This window comes from Pararobbsia alpina (assembly GCF_965118125.1).
Taxonomy (GTDB): domain Bacteria; phylum Pseudomonadota; class Gammaproteobacteria; order Burkholderiales; family Burkholderiaceae; genus Pararobbsia; species Pararobbsia alpina_A.
Genome location: NZ_OZ221289.1, coordinates 105,854 through 126,798 on the forward strand (window position 1 = coordinate 105,854; position 20,945 = coordinate 126,798).

General features: G+C 57.6%; 20 protein-coding genes. 10 read left to right on the plus strand and 10 right to left on the minus strand.

Annotation, left to right across the window (positions count from 1 at the left end):
• Positions 1-119 precede the first annotated feature (119 nt).
• Positions 120-1,286 (minus strand): integrase domain-containing protein, encoded by a 1,167-nt coding sequence (locus tag ACMFWR_RS31290; RefSeq protein ID WP_413197761.1) that lies wholly within the window; start codon positions 1,284-1,286, stop codon positions 120-122.
• A 1,317-nt stretch (positions 1,287-2,603) separates the two neighbouring features.
• Here ACMFWR_RS31290 and ACMFWR_RS31295 point away from each other — a divergent pair.
• Entirely contained in the window at positions 2,604-3,617 is a 1,014-nt protein-coding gene (locus ACMFWR_RS31295) for a PRTRC system protein D (protein ID WP_413197670.1), read from the plus strand.
• Positions 3,614-4,006 carry a hypothetical protein gene (locus ACMFWR_RS31300; protein WP_413197671.1) on the plus strand — a complete coding sequence of 131 codons (393 nt, stop codon included), beginning with the start codon at positions 3,614-3,616 and terminating at the stop codon, positions 4,004-4,006. The genes ACMFWR_RS31295 and ACMFWR_RS31300 overlap by 4 nt, the downstream gene beginning before the upstream one ends.
• A gap of 1,223 nt (positions 4,007-5,229) precedes the next feature.
• On the opposite strand, the gene ACMFWR_RS31305 is transcribed toward ACMFWR_RS31300, so the two are convergent.
• The 4 genes from ACMFWR_RS31305 to ACMFWR_RS31320 form a co-directional block, all read right to left on the minus strand.
• Positions 5,230-6,306, minus strand: a complete 1,077-nt coding sequence (locus tag ACMFWR_RS31305) for a primase-helicase zinc-binding domain-containing protein (RefSeq protein ID WP_413197672.1) — start codon at positions 6,304-6,306, stop codon at positions 5,230-5,232.
• 198 nt (positions 6,307-6,504) lie between these two features.
• Positions 6,505-7,320 (minus strand): hypothetical protein, encoded by an 816-nt coding sequence (locus tag ACMFWR_RS31310; RefSeq protein WP_413197673.1) that lies wholly within the window; start codon positions 7,318-7,320, stop codon positions 6,505-6,507.
• Between the two features lie 8 nt (positions 7,321-7,328).
• Positions 7,329-7,757 (minus strand): hypothetical protein, encoded by a 429-nt coding sequence (locus ACMFWR_RS31315; RefSeq protein ID WP_413197674.1) that lies wholly within the window; start codon positions 7,755-7,757, stop codon positions 7,329-7,331.
• 98 nt (positions 7,758-7,855) lie between these two features.
• On the minus strand, positions 7,856-8,194 hold the full coding sequence (locus ACMFWR_RS31320; RefSeq protein ID WP_413197675.1) for a hypothetical protein: 339 nt from the start codon (positions 8,192-8,194) through the stop codon (positions 7,856-7,858).
• Between the two features lie 480 nt (positions 8,195-8,674).
• Here ACMFWR_RS31320 and ACMFWR_RS31325 point away from each other — a divergent pair, with 480 nt between their 5' ends.
• The 8 genes from ACMFWR_RS31325 to ACMFWR_RS31360 all read left to right on the plus strand — a co-directional run bounded on the left by ACMFWR_RS31325 (position 8,675) and on the right by ACMFWR_RS31360 (position 15,021).
• Entirely contained in the window at positions 8,675-9,058 is a 384-nt protein-coding gene (locus tag ACMFWR_RS31325; protein WP_413197676.1) for a nuclease-related domain-containing protein, read from the plus strand.
• 433 nt (positions 9,059-9,491) lie between these two features.
• Complete coding sequence (locus ACMFWR_RS31330; RefSeq protein WP_413197677.1) at positions 9,492-10,100, plus strand: hypothetical protein; 609 nt, start codon at positions 9,492-9,494, stop codon at positions 10,098-10,100.
• Positions 10,101-10,145: 45 nt separating this feature from the next.
• Positions 10,146-11,408: a hypothetical protein gene (locus ACMFWR_RS31335; RefSeq protein WP_413197678.1), complete on the plus strand. Its 1,263-nt coding sequence runs from the start codon at positions 10,146-10,148 to the stop codon at positions 11,406-11,408.
• On the plus strand, positions 11,401-12,588 hold the full coding sequence (locus ACMFWR_RS31340; protein ID WP_413197679.1) for a FlhC family transcriptional regulator: 1,188 nt from the start codon (positions 11,401-11,403) through the stop codon (positions 12,586-12,588). Before ACMFWR_RS31335 ends, ACMFWR_RS31340 begins: the two co-directional genes overlap by 8 nt.
• A 5-nt stretch (positions 12,589-12,593) precedes the next feature.
• Entirely contained in the window at positions 12,594-12,950 is a 357-nt protein-coding gene (locus ACMFWR_RS31345) for a hypothetical protein (protein ID WP_413197680.1), read from the plus strand.
• Positions 12,950-13,186, plus strand: a complete 237-nt coding sequence (locus tag ACMFWR_RS31350) for a hypothetical protein (RefSeq protein WP_413197681.1) — start codon at positions 12,950-12,952, stop codon at positions 13,184-13,186. The genes ACMFWR_RS31345 and ACMFWR_RS31350 overlap by 1 nt, the downstream gene beginning before the upstream one ends.
• A gap of 180 nt (positions 13,187-13,366) precedes the next feature.
• Positions 13,367-13,984, plus strand: coding sequence for a hypothetical protein (locus tag ACMFWR_RS31355; protein WP_413197682.1), 618 nt, complete (start codon positions 13,367-13,369; stop codon positions 13,982-13,984).
• 206 nt (positions 13,985-14,190) lie between these two features.
• A complete protein-coding gene (locus ACMFWR_RS31360; protein ID WP_413197683.1) occupies positions 14,191-15,021 on the plus strand; it encodes a hypothetical protein in 831 nt (276 codons plus the stop codon).
• A gap of 63 nt (positions 15,022-15,084) precedes the next feature.
• Here the strand turns inward: ACMFWR_RS31360 and ACMFWR_RS31365 are convergent, their stop codons facing one another.
• The 5 genes from ACMFWR_RS31365 to ACMFWR_RS31385 form a co-directional block, all read right to left on the minus strand.
• The gene (locus tag ACMFWR_RS31365; protein ID WP_413197684.1) at positions 15,085-16,254 is read right to left on the minus strand and encodes an adhesin; all 1,170 of its coding nucleotides are present in this window, start codon (positions 16,252-16,254) and stop codon (positions 15,085-15,087) included.
• A 260-nt stretch (positions 16,255-16,514) separates the two neighbouring features.
• Positions 16,515-17,138: a type 4 pilus major pilin gene (locus tag ACMFWR_RS31370; RefSeq protein WP_413197685.1), complete on the minus strand. Its 624-nt coding sequence runs from the start codon at positions 17,136-17,138 to the stop codon at positions 16,515-16,517.
• 63 nt (positions 17,139-17,201) lie between these two features.
• The gene (locus ACMFWR_RS31375; protein ID WP_413197686.1) at positions 17,202-18,401 is read right to left on the minus strand and encodes a type II secretion system F family protein; all 1,200 of its coding nucleotides are present in this window, start codon (positions 18,399-18,401) and stop codon (positions 17,202-17,204) included.
• The gene (locus tag ACMFWR_RS31380; protein WP_413197687.1) at positions 18,398-20,299 is read right to left on the minus strand and encodes an ATPase, T2SS/T4P/T4SS family; all 1,902 of its coding nucleotides are present in this window, start codon (positions 20,297-20,299) and stop codon (positions 18,398-18,400) included. The genes ACMFWR_RS31375 and ACMFWR_RS31380 overlap by 4 nt, the downstream gene beginning before the upstream one ends.
• A complete protein-coding gene (locus tag ACMFWR_RS31385; RefSeq protein ID WP_413197688.1) occupies positions 20,296-20,934 on the minus strand; it encodes a hypothetical protein in 639 nt (212 codons plus the stop codon). The genes ACMFWR_RS31380 and ACMFWR_RS31385 overlap by 4 nt, the downstream gene beginning before the upstream one ends.
• Positions 20,935-20,945 lie beyond the last annotated feature (11 nt).

Below are 20,945 nucleotides of genomic sequence, written 5' to 3' on the forward strand. Positions count from 1 at the left end.
GCGCAACGTGAGCACCTTTGACTACGGTTTGATCGAACGACATGGCCGCGCCCGGTCTCACGAGCCCGAGGCGAACGAAAGCGATTGAACTCGCCGCTTCGTAGTCTCGCCGGTGACGATCAGTTCGATGAAGCGCCTCCGATAATTTGTCCGCTGGTCGTCGCTTTCGCGAGCGCTCGATAGAGTGCCTGGCGCGAGATTCCCAGTTTCTTTGCCGCACGGCTCACGTTCCCACCCTCTTCGTCCAGTACGGACTGAGCAGCGGCCGGCGACACTCGAATTCGCTGTTGCGCCGCCATTGCCGCATGTGTCGACAGGTAGGCGCCGGACTTCGAAGCGCGGCTGTGCCCTGCGGCTTCGACAACTTGTTGGAGCGTACTTCGATACGTCTCCTCATCCGGCCGGTCGCCACCTTTGATCGGCGCGTCCTCGCCTGATAGCTGTTTGTAGTATTCCTGCAAGAACTGGTGTCGCAGTCCGTGACTGGTTACGCCGATGCCTCGTTTGGTGACACCGAATTTCTTCATCACGTCGTTGTAGTGATTCCGCCACTGCGCCAGCGTTTTATCAGGCGGCATCGTTGTCCCTGTGAACGCGTTGGCGAGCTGCGCTGCTTCCTCCAATACGCTAAGACGAAGAAGGATCGGCACGTCTCTTGGACGGCCGCCCTTTGTTCCGTCCGTGATTCTTAGCGTCTCAAGATCCTTGATGGCGCGATGAACCTTGAACATGAAGCTCTCTTCCACGCGAAGGCCGAACGCCGCCTGCAGCTTCAGTTGTACCCCGACGTGCGGATGCACTTGCGAGATTCTCGAGATTACGTCCTTCGCGCTCACTCCATTTCCGTCCCAAGACTTGTCAACTCGCGCGACGTACGCTCTCCTGAGACCATGCGCGTCTTTGTCGACATACTGGTCCAACGCCAGCACAACGCCGTCTTTGCGCATCCACTCGCACAGCGTTCTCATGTGGGTAAGTTTGTTTTCTATGGTTCCCGCGGATTGCCCTTCCGCAATCCACCGGCTTACAAGATGCCGAATGTGCTTCTGCTTGATGGCCTGCGCAGAAGTGACGGCAAAGCCATCTTCACGCAACTCTACAAAGCTTGCGCAGATCGACGAGCATCGTCGTTCCTGCGTCTTGATTGACACCGCCTTTGCGCTGATGCGAGTTCTACTGTGAATCCGGGTGATGTTAGCGCTCAACAACTCGTTCAGACTTCTCGTGAGGCCTTCGCCCAGCCGATATCCGGCGAGTTGCTTCCGTATGTTCAGTATCGCGCCCAGAATCGCCCCCTCGTTTGCATGGCGCCGGTTAGCTCCGTGCCGTGTGTTTTCTGCTCCGATCTCGGGCGCCCCCTACCAGGCTGCGACGCTACGGCCGCGATCCCCGAATCCAGCAGTCCTCGTTACTCCGGCACGCTGCCAACGTGCCCGCCGTCTTATCCCGTTGCGGCCTGCGGTCAACCCTTCCATTCCTTTAGCGATTTCCATCGATCGGCCGACGCACGGAAGAAGTGTCATCCGACTGTCCGACCCACCACGGTTGCTACTGCGACTCGACGCCCATAAGGCATTCGCGGCAACACGCCGGTCGTTCGCCCCGCCGCGTGTTGCCGCTGCGCGGTACTGCTGCTCCGCGCGTCTTGCTCGCGCACCGCCGCTTCGCGGCTACCCGACCCATGTGAGCTTTCGCTCCGGGCGGGTAGTGTCGGAAATCGCTTTCCTGTCACTCCTCGCCCGCATTTGACGGGCAATCACTTTTGCGCATTTCTGGCTACGGCTGCGCCTACCGTTTGTCATGTATTCAGGAGTCCGCCGACGTGCTCGTCGGCCCTGATTCCCCACCCCTAAGTACGACCCGCCACGCTCTTGATTGAGGCCTTGTGATCTATACCCAGCGTCGCTGAAAGGGTGTGTGTTCGCAGTGCCACCAACGCACCGCATGTGTCCGAGTGTCCGGCTCCCATATGTCCATTTCTGTGGGCCGGTCCGCGAAATTCATCTCAACATCAATGGATATCGCGGTGTCCGGTGTCCTCAGTATGGGTCTGTGTGTTTTTGATTCGAAACAAAAAAATGCCGACTCAGTTTCGGCGGCGGACATGCAGGCAAACGGGGCACTTCGCGGGATGCTTGCGCGCTCTCTGAGGATCGATCACACGGCCAACAGCCCGCGTCTCGATCCCGATTTGTAGCACGTGATAAGGGCGCAAAGCCCCGTGAGATATGTGCCTTCTGGCACGAGTCGATGCGTCTAAGACGCGGTAGGTGAACGGATCATATCGCCACGCGGCAGATTTGCAAAGCTGGGCTCCCTAGAGATGCGATTTCGATCGCTTTCGTGCCCTTGACTTCGGTGTTGGCTCGGTAGAGTGGGTTGAAGTTCGATCGAGGCACGTACGTGGCTCGATCGTGCCTTGTATGTGCCTCGTCATTAGTTGGAGTTGATCGAACTCCTTTACTGGTGATGATTCGAGGCACGTTCGTGCCTCGCTTGTGCCTCCTTCGTGCCTCGATCACCAGCACGTCAACTCGCTACCCAGGAAGACGCCCGGCTCAAACGCGATGTACGCACACAACACCTAACTACCAAGGACCAGCATGAAAGCAAACACAGTCGCCATTGACGTCGGTTACGGCAACACCAAGACAGCCGTGCGAATCGGCGCGGGGATCTCCACCAATATGTTTCCGTCACTCGCACCGATGTGGGTGCCGAGCGCACTCTCTGAGTATGGCCAGGGCGCGCTCGTGGCGCGCAACGTAAAGCCCATCGACGTCGGCGGCGCGAAGTTCGAGGTCGGTCCAGACGTACCTTTGACGTCCGCCTATGGGAACACCGGGCGCACACTTTCAGAGGACTTCGTGACAACGCAGTGCTACGACGCGTTGCTCGGCGGTGCACTTACGTATGCCGGTGTCCGTGAAGTAGAGCGCCTCGTGCTAGGCCTTCCCGTTCACACGACGAAAAAATATAGCCAGCTGCTCAAAGACCGCTTCACCAGGTCGTTCGATTTCGGTCACGGCAAAGTCAATATCCGCTCAGTCCTCGTTGTGCCTCAGCCTGTCGGGGCGCTGGTGGCGCATGCCCAATACGCCGGCGCAGAGTTCTCGGCCGACCACACAAACCTTATTATCGATGTCGGCTATTTCACTACGGACTGGGTCGTAGCAACCGGCTTCGCAATGGACGATCGCCGAAGCGGCGGACTTCCCGGCGGCGCCTCGCACATCTATCGACAAATCGCCTCGGCGATCGCTCACGCGGAAGACCAGGGCGTCGACGAGATCGAACGTATCGATAATTGCCTGCGCTCAAATAAGCCGTTCTTCTTCCACGACCGTGATATCGATTTGACTCCGTATCTGCTAGCCGCACGCCCGTTCATCGAGTCAACCGTCAAGGAACTGCAGTCGCGCGTGGGGCGCGCATCGGACATCCGCTCCATCGTTCTGGCGGGCGGCGGATCCAATCTGTACGAACCGGTCGTGCGAGCCGCGTTTCCCGGCAAACGCATCAAACTCATGGATGCGCCATGCTATGCGAACGTCAAGGGCTTCCTTCTCGTCGGCGAGTCCGCTCATGCGCGCGAGCGCAAGAAGGCGGCCGTATGAGCGACCCACTGAAGATACGATGCACCATATACAGCGAGGTGACGCGATCGCTCTTTGATCATCTAAACTCGATCACCAACCCGAAAGTCCGTGCCTCCGTGCTCGTAAGCCTCGCGCAGCAGGGGCTGCTTGCTTCGAATGGCATCGCCGCGCGAGGGGCCTCAGCATCGAGCCTCATGCCGGCGGGGCAACCAATGACAGTGGACGTCGCACCGGAGATATCTGCTGGCGACGCGTCCGTGTATCGCGCACCTTTGAGCGTCGGAACGGAGCAGTCGATCGGATCAACCATCGGAAAAGGCGACGAACGTGGGGATCAACACGAGAAGCCTCTGAACGACGAACAAAACGACCTGCTCTTCAGCGGGCTCGGTCGCTTTCTATCTTGACTTTCCTCGGTACGGGTTATTCTGTCTTCAGTCGAATAACCCGTACGTGGGGGATCACAGCAGATGAACGGGATATTGCAATATTGGCCGCTAGCAGCAAAAGGCCCTCTCGCCGTTGGCGCTATCGCGGCACTTCACGAAGGTGTTCGGCTTCTTCTGCGCGCTTGGGATAGACATCATGCTGAGTAAATTGTTGGCATTCGATCCATATCGGTCGTGGAGAATTGAACTCACGCGGCACGCAGTCGGTTTGCTTTGTTTTTTCGCATCCGATTTCATCGTGTGCGTCTTCTCTCCACTGTATCCATCTCCGCTTGCACTTACGGCTCTTGCCTTCCTGGCGGCTTGGGCAATATCGTGGCGAATCTACAAAGCCGGTTTGCTCCTTGCGTTTGGCACGCTCGCCATCGCTATCATCATTCAGACAGTGAAATGGGAGAGACGACGATTGTTTTAGGGAAAAAAAAGCCCGGCGATTTGCCGGGCTTTTGTACAAATGATGTTTTGGCACCTTAGTGAACGACACGCAGATTAAGCTTGCGCATCGCGACACGTGCGATGCAAAAATCGAATGCGTCCTCGAATCGGGTGCAACCATGCATCGGCTGCTCATGACAGCGATGCCGCGCAAAGACGTCAAATCCAGCGGCCTCCGATTGCGGAACGGAGCGTTCGCCGTTCGGTCCACGGCCGTGAATTTCGAACTGCCCAACAAGCATACGAAACGACATTATTTTCTCCTTGGCCCCCATCGGGGCCCCCGATGGGATAAAGGAAGATGACGAGGTGCCTTACCTCGATATGGCCTCGTGCGCTATCGCGACTGTCGTCTCGACAAACACACCGAAAGCTGCTGAAAGCTCTGACTGCTCAAAGATAAAGCGCTCGAGCAGTTCAAGCAGCGTCAACGACGACCAACCTTGCTCGTGGACTAAACGTCGCCATGAACCCGCCGTGAACGACTTCTCGCTGCCAAGTAACGCAACATGCGACCAGTCATACAACCGAGAAAATCACCGCGCTGTCGTGCTGCATGCAGGATCGCGTCCACACGCTCGCGTACATCGTCCATCTTTTCGGGCGCTTTCTCCGCAACCATGTCAATACCTCCAACCGCACACGCCGATTCATCGTGACTCCTATAAAAACGCCCGTGGCGACACGATGCCCTTCCGGGGACTGTGTCCCCTCGGGCGTATGCACACCCGCGATATCGGATTCCCTCAAACCGCGGCAACCATGTGACGCGAACGCTCAATTGCCGACTGAGTGCCCAGCCACGCCTCTATCCATTCATCCGCGAAGTCCGTCCCTCGCTTCTTTGGACGATGAAAAACAACCTCGAAACCCTCGTCGCGCAGCCGCTTCTGCAACGTCAATGCATCGGCCATTCCCGGCGATTTCCCGGTGTTTGGATCGACCACGTCGAAGTCCGCAAAGATGTGCACCCGTTTGATGCCGAGTTCGGACGGAACGACGAACCGAGCCAAATTCACTCGATTCAGTGCGTACCAACACGGCACCCGAAACTTCATCCATGAGGCACATGCGTTCTCGAGTCCTTCGGCTACGCCGATTTCACCGTCCAACGGGCTCATGAGACGCACCGCGCCGCCAGCAAGTGGCAATGCCGTAACCTCATTCTTCTTGGCCGGAAGAATCTCGCCGTCCCCGGTGAGGATCGTAGCCAGCTTCGCGTCACTTGAATCGAGGTAGTGACGCTGAAGCGTCGCCATACGACCATCAGGCAATGAGTAGCGGCCCACGATTGCCGGAAACACCCCGATCCTCTTGCGCTGCTCATCGCAGTACGAGAGCTTCCCGAGCCGAAGCTCGGTAGATATCGGCATATCCAATCCGGGAACGCGCCGTTGGAGATATTGAGAAATCAAATCGCCTTGACGACCTGGTCTCGAACTGGACCAGATTTTCTCGATCCGGTTTGCCTTCCACACACGATCATCGGCCGGCAGGCGGGCCTCCTGCCTGTCAGACTGACGATGCGGTGTTTCGGGGACCGGTCGTCCCGTGAGCTCGTGCGCAAGCTGCACGAATTCGAAGCTCCGCGGCCGAATCCCCTTTACTGCGCAGATCAACGCAATGCCGTCGCCGGCCTTCGGTGAACCATTGTTGCAACGCCGGCAAACCCAACCGCCGCGACTGCATTTGTTATCAAAAGTAAAGCGATCCGTCCCCCCGCAAACGGGGCATGGAGCCGCTCTTCCAGTCAGCGATTCTTCGCGTACGCCATATTCGACGAGTAGCGAAATCCACTGATCTCGGTTCAGCTGCAAGTTCATCTGGCCTCCTTACGGGGTCGTGAGTCGATGCTCGGTTGAGCGGTTGAAAACCGTGCTCAAGAAGCGCGTCGATTCGGCGCGCTTCTTGAACAGTGTCTTTCTTGATAGGGATCGGCGAGCCAGCGTCGCGGAGCAAGAGAGAGATGCGTCGCCCCGAACGGGGCGACTGCATGTGTGCTGCAGATTGAATAGGACGGGCTAGCTTCGCTTGATGGACCACACCCACTTTTTCCAGATCTTCTGGTTTCCGTGGGAATCCAACAGCGCTCGACCCTCGTTGTCTACCGCTGGCACGTCAATCTGATGCAAGCGTTTCACGTTCACGCGATCACCGACATTGGACTTCGCTTCGGCAAGCGCGTCGCGGAGTCCCTCACCTTGCAGAACTTGTTCGCCACCATCAGTACGAAGGACCAAAGCGAAGTTTTCGTAGGTCTTCTTTTCATCTTTCCGATCGGGGAACTTTCGAACACCCCATTCCACGATCGTTCCTTTATAGGCCACTACGCGTCGAATTCGATCGCGGCCGCCCTCGACAGCACCACGCCTTTGCGCTCCAAATTCCGGGGTCGTCGAGCCGCTGCTTACGTGCGGATGTTTCTCGGCGCGAGGCGCTTGCGAGCCATCTGCCGCCGACGTAGAGCAATTCACAGTTGCTGTGTTGGACTGCGAAGGCTTTGAGAATCGCTGCATGACTTTGCCTACCGCACCCGCCAGAGAATCTCCAACGAACGTCTCAGATAGCGCCCAGTGAGGGGCAACGCTCGGAAGCAATTTCGTGCCGAAGCGTGTCTCACGCATCTCCGTCGCGAACTGCGCAACAAAATGCGCGACGAAGTTGCCTTCGTCACGGAACAGATTCGGCACCCCGTCGAGCGTGACCACACGCTCATTCGCGGCCCCGGTTCCAACGGGTACGACGCATCGAGTGTTGCTCGGCTGCTCACTTGTATCAGACCGGCCGAACACCGTTTTCTTCAATTGTGCGAGCCATCCGATCTTTGAGGTATCCATCTCACCTCCTAGATCAAAGTACCGCAGCACGCGTGCTGCAAATCACGCAAATCGCGCATAAGAATGCGATTCGAGTAGATGACGTCCTGAAGCGTTTCGGGATCGATGCCATTGACCGCGCAGGCATACGCGTAGGACAACGCACCGTCGAAATACCCCATGATCCAACCGAGGGTAACGAGGAAGTCGTAGCGATCGACAGCGACGCCACGAATGCGCTCGCCGAGTAGCGCCGCACAATCCATGATGGACTCCGGCATTTTGTCTCCGCGACGGCTGTCGCATGCAAACGAAATCAATGCATCGATCATCTTTTCGCGAACAGACTCGGACCAGAGCAACGGATCGGGCAGCGGCTCTTGATTGGGGACGCTTCGAAAGACGGGTACAGCACCACCGAAAATATCGAGTTGCTGCCCCACTAGAACAGTTTGCATGGGATAACTCCTGAACGAGCGATCCCATCGCCCGGGCGGAGATAGGACCCCGTGGGCGGAAGGTGCGCCAACCCGAACGGGCTGGCGCGGCTGGTGAATCAGTTCGACGCGGCTTCTGCTTCTTTCCGCACGCCGTTCTGTGTCACTTGACGAAAGGGATACACAACAGCGGACTTCTCGTACTTAGGAACGTCCGGCAGCTGCGGTTGGGCAGCGTGGAGTGTCGCGGAAGCAGGCTTCGCACGACTATCGACGTCCGCTGCACTCGCTTCTGGCGCAATCTTTCCGTTGACTCGACGCAACTTTACGTATCGATGCCAAAAGTAGACTGCGCAGACGATGGCAGCTGGCAGCGAATACCACACCACCAGCGCGACGAGGCAGAGACACAAGAGCTTCAAAGGCGAACCGATGACGCTTTTCAAAGTGTCAAGCACGTGTTCTCTCCAGAGAAAATACAAAGGGTCGGCCAGGTCTCTCCATCCGGCAGTTTCGATGCTCAGCTGAGCAGGGAAACCCTGGGCGCGAGCACGCACGCTTTCCAAAGCGCTCTTTGAAAGAGCTTTGGAAAATTGCGGTGAAAGTGAGAACGGAACGAAAGCGCGCCGAAAACGAACAGATTCGGCACAGCACTGGGCGGCGAATTCGCCGGAGTCGATGCGTCGGAGACGCGGAAGGTACGTAAATGTACCGCGCAAAATCGATGCAAATCAATAGTGCGAAAGCCGCCCGAGCAAGAAACATCCTTCGGCCCATGGCAATTCCGATAAGGCCCATGTTTTCGCCGCCTTTTCAGGAATGCACCCTTTACATGTTAAGACTTCGTCGAACTGGTTCGCATGTTCGCCGCGATCCCTTGACTTTGCTTTTTGCGAGGCATTCTCGTGTGTATCAAAACGACTCTCGAAGGCCTAAACATGCTCGCAACCGGCATCGCCGCGTTATCGATCCTGTTTCTATATCGCCGATCAACTCGTACGCGACTGTCAAAAGGCGTTGAAGGAGAACGATCCGTCGAGGCCGAGCTGCGCTCGGTGCTTGATTGGTTATGTCCCGGCGAATACCGACTGTTCGGCGGGTTGATCGTCGAGCACGCGCCCGACACGGACTTCCCCACAGCTGAGATCGATCATCTAGTCATCACACCGTTTGGCATCTTTGTGATCGAGACCATAAATTGGTCAGGGAAGATCGGTCGTTCTGCCGCGCACGACCGCGTCACGCGCACCGCTCCTGGCGGAGCGATATCGGAGAGACGCTCGCCCGTAGCTCAAAACACTTCGAAAGTCCGGTACATCTAATCGCTCGTAACACCGATTCGGACCGTCCACTCCGTGAGCGTATTTTCCGACACAACTGTTGACCTTGATCCGCGCCTTCCGCAGAGCGTGGTCCGACGCGACGATCTTCGACAATATCTAAGAACGGCCTTTCGCACACACGAAGAAACTAAGGCGCATCCGGTACTCGTCGATTTGGCATACCAAGCTGTATTTCGCAATGCCATTACGGATCCGAAGGCGCGCAAAGCTCATGTGACCCGGATTCAGAGGTCAGGACAGGCGTCGTTTGTATAATTAATTGGTATTTACCCTAAAGCTTTTTTCACACCGGTCGTAATCCTTTTAAACCAGCGAGCCGACCGGTCCGTCCAAAAGGCGCTCCAAATCGACCCCTTTACGCCGACTAGCGCCTCATAAAGGCGCGTAGTCTTCGTCCGCGTATTGATCGCCTGTGCTGGAGACCAATAAAAACATAATGATTGACTTTCACACACCTACTCGTAGTTCAGAACACGACGGACGGAGCTTTGCTGATCGTTTCGCCGAACTGCTATCCACGAAAGCATTAATTAACGTTCGTTTCGTCGACCCTGACCCATTTAGACCGCTCTTTTCGGGCGTCGTCGATGACGAAACGCTTAGATCTATAGTCCGCGACGCGAGCGCGATTCTAATTCCCGAGTCCCTCTCGGCAAGTCTACTGATCGGCGTGCGTATGACGCAGATTTGGTTCGTCCTGCGCAACGGCTTCGTGGCAGCTGGCGAAGGCACCGAAAAGGCCCACAAGCGTGCGGTGCAACTGATCTATCGCCTCGGAAGTGCCACTACCGGTTATGCAACCGGCACGATCTACCTCTATTGCCGCGCGTTTGGACTTTTCGCGGTTTGTCCGGAATTGCTAAGCGTCTTCCCGATTTGGGAGATTGGACAGCTTCTGGGCAAGCGATTGTCGACGTTACAAGCCGCTGTGCTTGAAAAGCAGCGCAATCCATCGCTTTCCCGTGAAGAACTGCGAGAGCTTGTTCTCCGTCTTGAGTCGACAACAGTGCACGGCGCGTGACGCCTCTGCCACGAAGTCAAAACCCCCGTGATAAGGAGTGATAGCGTGTCCGATATTATCGAAGCCGACGAACCTCTCGAGTCCGAAGAATCGCCTCGCGATCTCGTGTCTGCCCCATTTGAAATCCCCGGCACTGACGACGACGCGCTCGTAGAAAGACTGTTTCAGTCGTCCACGTCGAAGGCGAGTGGCCCCTCGCGACTTACTCGCGTGCGAGCACTTCTTGAGGGAGTGCTCGACGAGACTGGGGTTCACGTCATCGCCCAAGCCCTCGACGACATCGATACGTCACGTCGTCGAATTCTTGCAGAACACGTTGCAATGGGCAGCCGCCTCGAGCAAATTTATCAGGTCATCTATTCGTGGCTGATGAAAGAGGGCGGCGAACCGAAGTCAGCGGCTCGCCTGGCCAGCAAGCTCCTTTATAGGTTCGGAACAGCAGAGCTAAACGTTAAACAGCCGACCGTCTATCTCTATGTCCGCGCCTATCGCCGTTTCTCCGATAACCACGACGCCCTCCACTTGTTCAACATCGGTGAGTTGAATGTCCTCATCGGGAAGAGCGATGAACAAGTTGGCGTCGCAATCGAGGAAAAGAAGGCAAACCCAGACATGTCGCGCGACGAACTAGTCCGACTGGTGAACGAGTTGCAGTCCGACAAGGAAAAGGCCGATATGCGCGTCGAGGCGGTGCAGCAAGAGCTCGTTAGCACTGTCGATACGTTGCAAAATCAGCAGCTCGATGTAAAGCGCCTCGAGCGCGAACTGGCCAAGCTCAATGAAGAGCGCGACTCGGCGTCAAACGTCGTCTCGAAATTGCAACTCGAATTGACTACACGCAGCGCGTCCATCACATCTATGGAGCGCACGATCGTCGATTTGAGCGCAGATCTCGCGCGTAAGGAATTGGACCTCGAGACTGCAAGGACAGAAGCGCAGACAGCCGCAACAACGTCGGCGGCGGCGCCACAGAGTCTTGCCGCACTGGAAGATGCGATCGAAGCTCACAAGAGAGAGCTACAGACGCTTTCGACACAGATTTCCGAGAAGCGCGCCGAGATTGATCAGCAGTCCCAGCAGCTTCGCACACTTAATTCAGCGTTGACCGACGATAACGCAGTGTCCGCTGCCGTCGGCGAGTGCATGCTTCATGCGGAGCGCTTCACGTCGACCTATAAGTCTCTGCGATTGGCGCTGAGTGCGTCGACCGATCAAACGCGCTATTCGGCGCTCGTGAACGAAGTCAAAGCGACGTTTGCGACACTTCTCAACGAGATGACTGACGGGAGCGGTGCCAACCATGCTTGAGGACTCCGCCCACCCATCAGATCGCTTGCTGCTACCTCGTTGGATCGCGGAGCGCATTCGCCACTTTAACTATCAGGTCATCGACTGGATCGACTTGTCGCTCAAAAGTAGCCAAGCACCCGAGTCAGTCTTCAAGATTTCAACCGAAGACATTGAGAAGATCCGCGAGCCTGCCTCCGACAAAGCGAAGCTCCTCGCGACGTCGTTCTTGATGGTTGAACCCACGTTAAGCAAGGTCGAAGACTGGGAGGCCTTAATCGACGCGAGAACGACAACGCAGATCTCGTCGCTGACCGATGCATGCCCCTCGCTCGGACAGGTCACTCGGGCAACGTTCTATTATCAAAATAAGGCCTACATCTCGTTGCTCATCGAGGTGCTCAACATGAGCTTCGTTGCCGCGCCGATTTGCGGCATCAGCCTCGACGTAGCCCGCTTCCTTCTTCAGGTTCCGCAGCATCGTTTGGAAAGTGCCATTGCGCGATCGGCATTTCCTCTTTTCCGCTGGAGAATTACGGTACCGCTGTTTTGGCACGACCTTTCGACCGGCACCTTGAAAGGCGAGTCTCTAATGCACTATCTGATGCGCGGTTCGCCCGTTCGGATCGACGATCTTCCCGCGGCCGAGTTGATTGGTGACCGCGGCTTTACCCGACTCCAAGCTGAGACGTATGCTGACTTCTTCCTTCGACTCGGCGCTCGCGCATCGACCGTGTCAGAGAGCTTCCATATGACAGCGACGGCCGCGCGCTCAGCTTACAAGCGCATCCATGACGAATCATCGCCAGTGGGCAAAAAGCCGACTTCGGTCGCCTGGTATGTGGAGAGCTCGCGCAACCGTATGCATGCAACCGTGTTCACCTGGCTGTATCGTGCAGCACTGGGCGCCGGGGCAAACGCTCCCGAAGCACATATCGCGGCGTATGCGCTCTATCGACGGCAATTCGGAGGCGACTTCGTGCTTGCGCTCGAGCGCGCGTGCAGTCTCACGAGAACCATGGCAACCGACTCGACGCTAGCCGTCGTTGCGTGCCGTTCGTGCGGTACACCGTACATCATCGCGAACAACGACACGAAGGTCGAATTACCGAACCGGTACCACTGCCCTGTTTGCACCAACACCCTGAACCATGGGCGTGGGCGCGCGAAGGGAAAAATCGACAAAACCGATCCGAGCTAGCGCTAATGGACGACTTCGCATACATCTTTAGGGACAGCGTCGCTGCGTATCTTCGCGGCGACGGCGACCATCGCTTTCGTGTCTATGATCGGTACTATCGTTCACGCAGGCTCGAGCTCAAGGAGCGCTTTGAGCTTGAGACAGCCAATGAAGAGTATTCGGGTCGATTCATTGTTCATCGACGGTCGGTTCGTTCGTTTTTTCGATCGCGGATTGTGAAACGGCTTGGCGGTGCCGCGATCTTCGTCACTATCGGATGGCCACTGGTGTGTTTCGCTGGCGGAGCGCATCCCTACATCACCTCCGCAGTGCTGTTGGGCGGCTTCATCACGATGAGACGCGCGGTTAGAAAAAGGCGCTGATGATGCATCATTTTTCTTCAGATCGCTCGTCGATCAATATGCTCGGTCGCTTACTCCAAGGCGCGAAGGACGCACCGGCACTGAAAGTCGAGGTTCGGGCGAATGGCGACACTTCGCTTGGCCACGCTGCCGTCCAAAAACTCATTCAAGACTTACGCGTGCGAAGGATCGAAACATTCGAGCTTCGAATGGGCGCGAAGACGATGCATGTGATCGTCAACTATTTTGGCGAATAACCACATATCGACTCGACACGCGACATGCTGCCTCGGGCGTCGACGTTCGTTTAATTAAAGAATTAATAGTTATCGCCGTTATCGCAGATACCGTGATCTAACGGTTTTTCAATTACCGTATATCTAGACGTTATGCAATCTCACTCGAACGGAAGATTAGCTTTTGTCCCGGCTGCGGCCTTGCTCGCCAGCATCGCAGTGGCCTCCCTTGCCGGATGCAGCGGCAAAGAGGACGCGAACAAGGGGAATTTCTCAGCGGCAATTCAAAAATTCCTCGACACCTCGCCAGCGTCCTGCGCTGGCCTGCCTAAAAAGGAAGCGCCCTTCTGGGTGGAGAAGGAGGAGAGCATACTTTTCGCTGATGCACAGAAGAAAGCATCTGCACTCGCAACGGCTGGACTGTTGTCCGCAAATGATGCAGTCATCGTTGCGCCGTACGGCTTCAACAAGAAGATTGCCGTCACTCAGTATTCGTTGACAGACAAGGGCAAGAGCTTTCTGGTCAAAGGCGGTTCGGGAAATGTTGGTCAATTCGACGCCTTCTGCGGCGGAAAACTCACTGTAAAAGAGATTTCGAATTTCTCGAAACCGAGCGACGCCTTCGGCAAGACAGTTACTGAGGTGAATTTCCAATTTGAACTGCGCGATGCCCCGGATTGGTTCAGAGATCCAGCCATTCAAAGCGCCTACCCGACCACGGCTGTCGGAGTAAACAAGCCGGGATCGGGAAAAGCCATTTTGGTTCTCACCAACGACGGTTGGGTGCACGAAGCACTTTTCCAACGTAACGGTGGCTGAATCTCAACGACGCGAAGTCCTTGCTACTTTTGCTCGTTGGCTTAGCGCGGATAGAACTCAATGGATTGCCCCGACGAAGCGGAGAGTATTAACTGGAATCGCTCACTCTTGCGTTGGCTTGACTTTGAAACAGACTCGGTAGGATGGATTTAGGGATGTCGGAAACGGCACCCAATCCAAGCAACTCAGACCCTGGGAAAACAAAAATGAACGCATCACACCTTCGACTCAGCCTGATCGCTATCGCTTCGACATTCGCTCTCGCCGCATGCGGCGGCGGCGGTGGCGGCGACAGCTCGAGCACGGGCGCTGCAACGCCCCCAGTTACCCCTCCCGCAGCGACCGTCAACGTCTCGGGTTCGGCGCCAGCTGTCAGCGGCGATCCGGTCGCAGGCCTGCTCATTCCACAGGACTTCCGCCCTGCTTCGCCGGGTTCGTGGGACATCCTGTCGGAGAATCTTGCAGTCGCAAATCTGACCTCGCAATCGAACGGCGCTTACACAAAACTCGCGATCAACAACAGCAGCGCGAATGTGATTCAGATTACCTCCGGGACCGTCTCGGACGTCGCGGGCGACGGCACGTACGCAATCGGCCGCTGGACGAACGGGGTAACGACCTCCGGCTCACTTTCGGCGAACCAGGGCGTTCACTATGTCGTCGCAAAGCCCCTTAATTTGACAACTAGCGGTAGTCTCGCGACATGGAATTGCACACTGGCAAGCGCTACGAAGCCGACGGCTGTATCGGGGGCGGTGGCGCCGGGTACGTTGAACTCCGTTACCGCGAACGTGAATGTAGGCGGTCTCGGTATCAATTCGATTACGTTCAATGTTTCAGTTGGCAGCGATTCGAGCGTTTCGATCACGAAGACAAACGTATTGCCGGGCAACTTCCTTGGCGACGGATCGACTTATGCAATGTCGTCGGAGTTTGTCGGTACCGACCCAAGTAACCCCATGCTGGCAATCGGGTACGCATTGCATCTGCCGACCACAGGTGATGTCAACGGCGTCGCTGTTCTCCAATGCCATTAACGCTGAATATCTGCGCTAACTGAAAAAAGGCCGGAGAATTAGACTCCGGCCTTTTTTCATTTGTTAGCCTCCTCCGGTGTCTTGCGTAACCCAATTGAGCACGTAGAAATAAGGCAAGTTGCTAGGGCAGACCGGTGAAGAAGGATCGTTATTGTTGTACGGCATGTAGTACGGGGTTATCTCCCACCCCGCCAAAACGTATGAGTAGCTCCATCCGCCGACTGACGTGCAAATGCCGAAATACTGTGTCACGCCGGAAGATGGCATATAAGAGCTACCGACCGCTGCGCCGCCGTCACCGCTCGCAGGATGCCATAGCCCGTCGTTTTGGCATGAAAGACTCTTGCCCGTGTTGTCAGATCGAATCGCGCCCAGCCGCTCGCCGGCGCATGACGCACCCGCTGTAGCGTAGCCGCCCCCCACGGCAGTGTTAACCGATCCTGCAGACGTCACCGTCTGACCGCTTACAGCGGCCGTCGCCACAACTTGCCCGGTGAACACCGACCCGCTCTGCATTTCGCCATTGATGTTTGCGGAGCCAGTGACCGCTAGTGCGGCACCGGTGAGATTGCCACCCGCCGCAACATTACCAGCAGCGTTCATGTTGCCGAGCGAGGAGACCTGTCCGCCCTGCACCGTGCCGTTCGCCTGCATGTTCTTGGCGTTGCCGATGCTTTGGTTATTGGCGGGCATGTCGCCTGTCAGATCACGCGACCCATTGCGCGGATACAACCCGTCGACGACATTGCCGAGGTACGACGACGCACCGACATGCATCGCGAGCACACCGGCACTCGCTGGCGCAACCGGGTTCGGCTCATTCCATTCATTTCCAAGCCCGACGATCAAGTTAGGAGATTCAGCGTACGACATGCCGGCGTCGGCACCCGCGATGGCGACGGCCTGAGTCAGAACGTCTTCACGCACTCGGCCGCTCGTGTCGCGATACGGCTGCGTCGAATAGATGATGCCGTTAATCACGCAATCGGTGCTCGGGCAATTCACGGGCGTGAGCGTGGTTGCAAAAGTGAGCTTCAAGGGCGTGATTTCGTTGAAGCCAATCGGTAGCAACTTCAGCGCCTTCAGGTCTGCGACGGTCGGCTTGAGCGGCTGTTCAATGTTGGCCGAAACTATGTTGCCAGGCGGCCCGGCCGACAACGTGGCCGCTGTGTTGTCCGAGGTCGACAGCGCGGTGAAGTTATCGAAGATGTATGTGTTCTCGGCCTGCTGCAACGTGGCCATATACTGCCCCGTTGCCTGTGCCGTCACCGCGTCGATTGCGTCGTTGTTATTCTGAACGGCGTACGTCAGCGCGATTGCGCCGACTATCAGGCTCAGCGCCTGCTCGCTAAGAAACATAGAGGTGCCCGGGGAAGTGAACGCGTCGCGTCGACGCGGATGGCCTTACATCGCATCCTAAAGAAATCGCGAGCCGCGCGGAGGCGCAAAAGCTCGCGATTTCGGGGGGTCTTTTCGACCGAGTGGCAGACGACTTACCCCATCACAAACACGAGCGTGTTGTCGTCGTTGGTGCAGTTGATTTTCGTTTGATCGGCCTGACCGCCGACAGCCTTTACCACGTCACCATTGAGCAGGATCTCGCCCGCGCTGTTGGCGAAGGCAGAGACCAACGTCGAGCACGACAGCGCCGGCATGCTGGTCACCGTGTATTGCACGGAGTCGTTCGGGTTCGTCAACTGGCCCGGCTCAGCTGTGAAGTTACCGCCACCCGGCACGACCGTCACGTTGCCAGCCGCATCCTTGAGCGACGTGCGATCGATAAAGTAGCCGTTGTTGTGGAGCACGTTGTTCGAGACGACGCCATAGTTGCCGGCGAACCCGCTCTTGACCTTGCCCGCAACGGACGTCAGTTCGCTCGCGAGATTCTGGCTTTCCGTGTCGACCGAGTTGCTCCCGAAGACGGCGTAATAACCGATCGCAAGCGCAACGGCGAGCAGGAGGTACAAGCCATATTCGACCAGGATCGTCGCGCCCGCTTGATTGCGCGTGCGTCGGTTCAGCTCGGCAATCGGATCGTGCACGATCACCGTGGTGTCACGTGCCGCGATCATGTCGTCGTTGATAAGTTCGTTGTTCGTCACGTCATTTGCCTTCATGGATTACCCCGTTGGATTGGAAAGGTTGAATGTGTATTCGATTGCCCGACTGTCCCACGACGTCTATCGTCCGTAGACGCGCGCGGCCCGCGCCTTCATTGACATCTCTTGCGTGACCTGATAGCTCGAGAGCGACAACACCACCATCACAAGCAACAGCGTGACCGTCAGAAACGTCGTGATGCGCGATGCCTTACGCTTGATCTCGTGCGGCGCGGTCTTGATCATTTGGTCACTGACCGCCTCGAGCAGCTTCGATAAGTCCTCCTCGTATTCGGATCTGTCCTGTATCCGGTGCAAGGTGCGTTTCTCGAACATGCCCGTGTCAAAAACCTTTGCCCCGATATGCGGCGTGTATTCGAGCTTGTGCAAGATGCGATCGACGTGATGCCTGAGCCATGGATATGCGCGCTGGCGCATCTCTTCGAGCGCAGGCATGAGCGTTTGGCTTTCTTTGCCGCCCCAGCGCTTTGTAACTGCCGAGAGGCCGGCCAGAAACTGCGCGCCCTGAAACAGCCGGAATATCTGGTAAAACAGCACGTTCTCATCGAGCCAACTGCGCATCCGGCCCGTGTACCGCGTCATCGACCAGCTCACGGAGGCGATGAGCCCGGCCTCGGCCACAAGCAGCACCCATCCCCACGACCGAACCAGCGCGCCCCACGAGTGAAACGCTTTCCCGAGCGGCCCGTATTGATCGACCGTTAGATACACCGACATCGACGCTTCAAGCCGTGGCTCCAACACGAACGCGTATACGCCGAGGTAGACCTGGATAATGAGCACAGTGATCGCGATCGCAGCCATCATGGCCGTGACCATTCGCCGTGTTTCATCGAACGCCGTCAGATTCTTCGAGAGTGCATACAACGCTTGCTGAAGATCGCTCGATCGCTCGCCTACGCCCAGCACCGCGAGGTCTTCGTCGGGAATGGTGCCGCGCAGGATGTCGCTAAACGTTGCCGCCTGTTCATGGCCGTCGATACCCTCGTAGCGCGCGAGCCAGATCGACGAAAGCACGCCCTTCGGTTCGTCCGGATAGCGCTGCGCATCCTTCGCGAAGAACTCCGTGAAAGGGACGCCCGGGTTCGCCTCCATGCGCGACGCGAGATCGAAGTAATACTCGGCGCGCTCATCGCTGAATCGATACTTGACCCAGAACAAGCGCCGGCCGAAAGCGCGATCGCCCGCGTTGTTAAAGCGACGCGTGACGCCGTTCGCAACGCCTTCGAGCTTCGCTTGAATACGACTGAAGAGACTCATGCCGTAACCTCCTCTGCCACTCGCGACGTTGCGGCCAAGCGCGACGCCGTAGCTCGGTCGACGAACACTCGCTGTTTCCGCTGATCGCCCTCGTACACATCGAACGAACCAAACTTCGCCTCGACCACGCGCGGATCGATGAGACCCTGCGCGACCTTGTACATCGCCATTTCGTAGACCGACTTGCCAGTGCAGTCTTCTTCGTGGAAGCCAGCGGTGCGCAATGACCGCAGATAGCGTCGAAGCTCGATACCGCGGTCTTCGCGAATCAGCATCAACGCCTCCTCGTCCGGCTCAAACATTTCGGCGACGACCGTGCGGCCAAGCAGTCCGTTGAACATTTCCGCGGGCAGGCCGGGACGCGAGCAATGCGAGCAGCCGTTGAGGTTGCGCACGCGCATTGCGTCGGCATCAATGCCGAAGACGCGCTCGACGCGACGCAGGTAGTCGTTATCCAGCAGGGATGTCGCCTGCAGTGCACAGTGGGGACACGTAACGCGGATGAGCGCTTGATAGACATACAGATTGATGAACCCAGGCGTGCCGAGCACGGAACGCGGAATGCGCAGTTCGCTGTCCGACAGCCGATCGGCAATCCCCGGCGCCGACGGCGCGTGTACGCTCGATAGCGCGCGCAGACCGGCACCGGCGATGTCTCTAAACAGCGACGCCGTGGCGAAGTCGCGAATCTCACCGATGAAGACCGCGTGCGGTTTCTGGCGCTTCATCATCCGCTTCTGGACGATGAAAGGATCGGTTTCCGCATCCTCGTCGTCCATTCGGCGTGCAACGCTCACGGCATGCATGCCCGGGACGTCGATTTCGTGCGGGTCTTCGATGCCCCACTTATTCCACTCGCCCGGCAGCTTCGACATTTGCGTTGCGAGGGTGCGAGTCTTACCGGAGCCCACGACCCCGGCATTGATCACCCCGCCACCGTGAAGCAGCGTGTTGCGATCCCAGAGGAGGTTTTGCTGAGCCGTGAAACCGAGCGCTTGGAGCGTGCTGAATTCTTCTCGATGGTCCTCGAGCTGCATCCGCATGGTCGTGACGTGGCCATCGACCGTTTGCTGCGAGCCCCAACGAAACGAGAGTTTCTCGCCGTCGATCGTGGCACGAATGCTTGTCTGCTGTGGCAGCGTCATGCTAAACGAGCTTTGAGCGCCGCCGCGACCCTTCTGCCAAAGGTACGCCATCGTTTCAATCAGGTCCGGCGACTTCGGCCGAAACTCGCGCGGTCGCACCATGTTGTCGTCGATACAGAACGCCACCTGAGAGAATGGCCTGGCGTCAGCGATTTCGAACTGAAGATCGGACGCCTCGTATTTCCGTGCGAACCGCACCACGTCGGTAAAGAAGCCCCAGAACGCATTCGTATTCTGCGATCGCGTCAGTTGTTTGAACGCCGCTGCATGATCAGTGCTTTCGACCGACCCGCGACCGAGCGCCACCATCACGGACGGCAGCGCGACGTAGTAAAACGGCTCGGCCTTCTCATGCGTGAACGACAAACGCTGTGCGATTTCCTCGACGATGTCCGAGCGCAGCTCTTGCTCGAGCAATACGATCGCTGCGACCGGGCGCTTGCCGTCCGCACCCGCCGGGCTGATCTCGATCGGACAGACCTCGTAGCGCAGCGACTGACCGATACGAAGGTCGTCGTATAAGGCACGGCTGAACACGGGTAGGTCGTCGACGTGTTCGATGCATTGCTGCGCGCGCGCAGTAGCCGACTTCGGGCTAGCTTCTGAAAATTCAACGTCAACAGCACCAGCCCGTGACACGGGGCCGTGTCGGTCGACGACGGGCGTGTGCGCGGTAAGCACACGGATGCCGTCACTGGAGCCGCCAGCTGTGTTCTCCACCACGGAGGCGCTGCGCGTTCGGAAGAAACTCATTGCTCCCTCGCTTGTTGTTGCGCTTGCGCCTGCATAGGCACCGGCAGGAATACCGGCGGTGTTTGCTCGCCTTGTGCTGCGGCGGGAGGAACGGGCATCCCCGAAGCCACGGCCTGAGGCGGCAGAGGGGAGCGTTGTGCGAGGGCTTTGCGCGGATCCGCGGCCGACTCGACAGCTTTGCCGTCGTCGATCTCGGTTTCCGCAAAGACACGTTCGCGCCCCTTTTCGAGCGTGGTGCCCTCGACCGTCACGGCGACGACCTTGTAGCCTCGAATCGTCGCGCCCCTATAGGCCGGATAGACGATGCCATTCCAACGAACCAGCGACCGCAGCGATGGCTTCATGCCGATGGCGCTCGCGTCCAACCCGTACACCGCAGTGGTCGCGGGCGGCGTCGATTTCGGGGCATCGCCAACTGGACCCGAGCTCGGTGCGACTGGGCCGGTCGGAAAGCCCCCTTGATTAGCGACACCGGCCCCGCCGGCGCTCGCTTGTGCTTTGGCGAGCGCCGACAGCATCGTGCTTTTTGTTGTCTGCGCATCGATATCGATCAGCTCCCCAGCCGTCGTACCGGCATGAGCCGTAACCGAGACGACGGCGAGCGCCGCGACGAGAATCCGATAGTTGGTTTTCATGGGAGTGACTC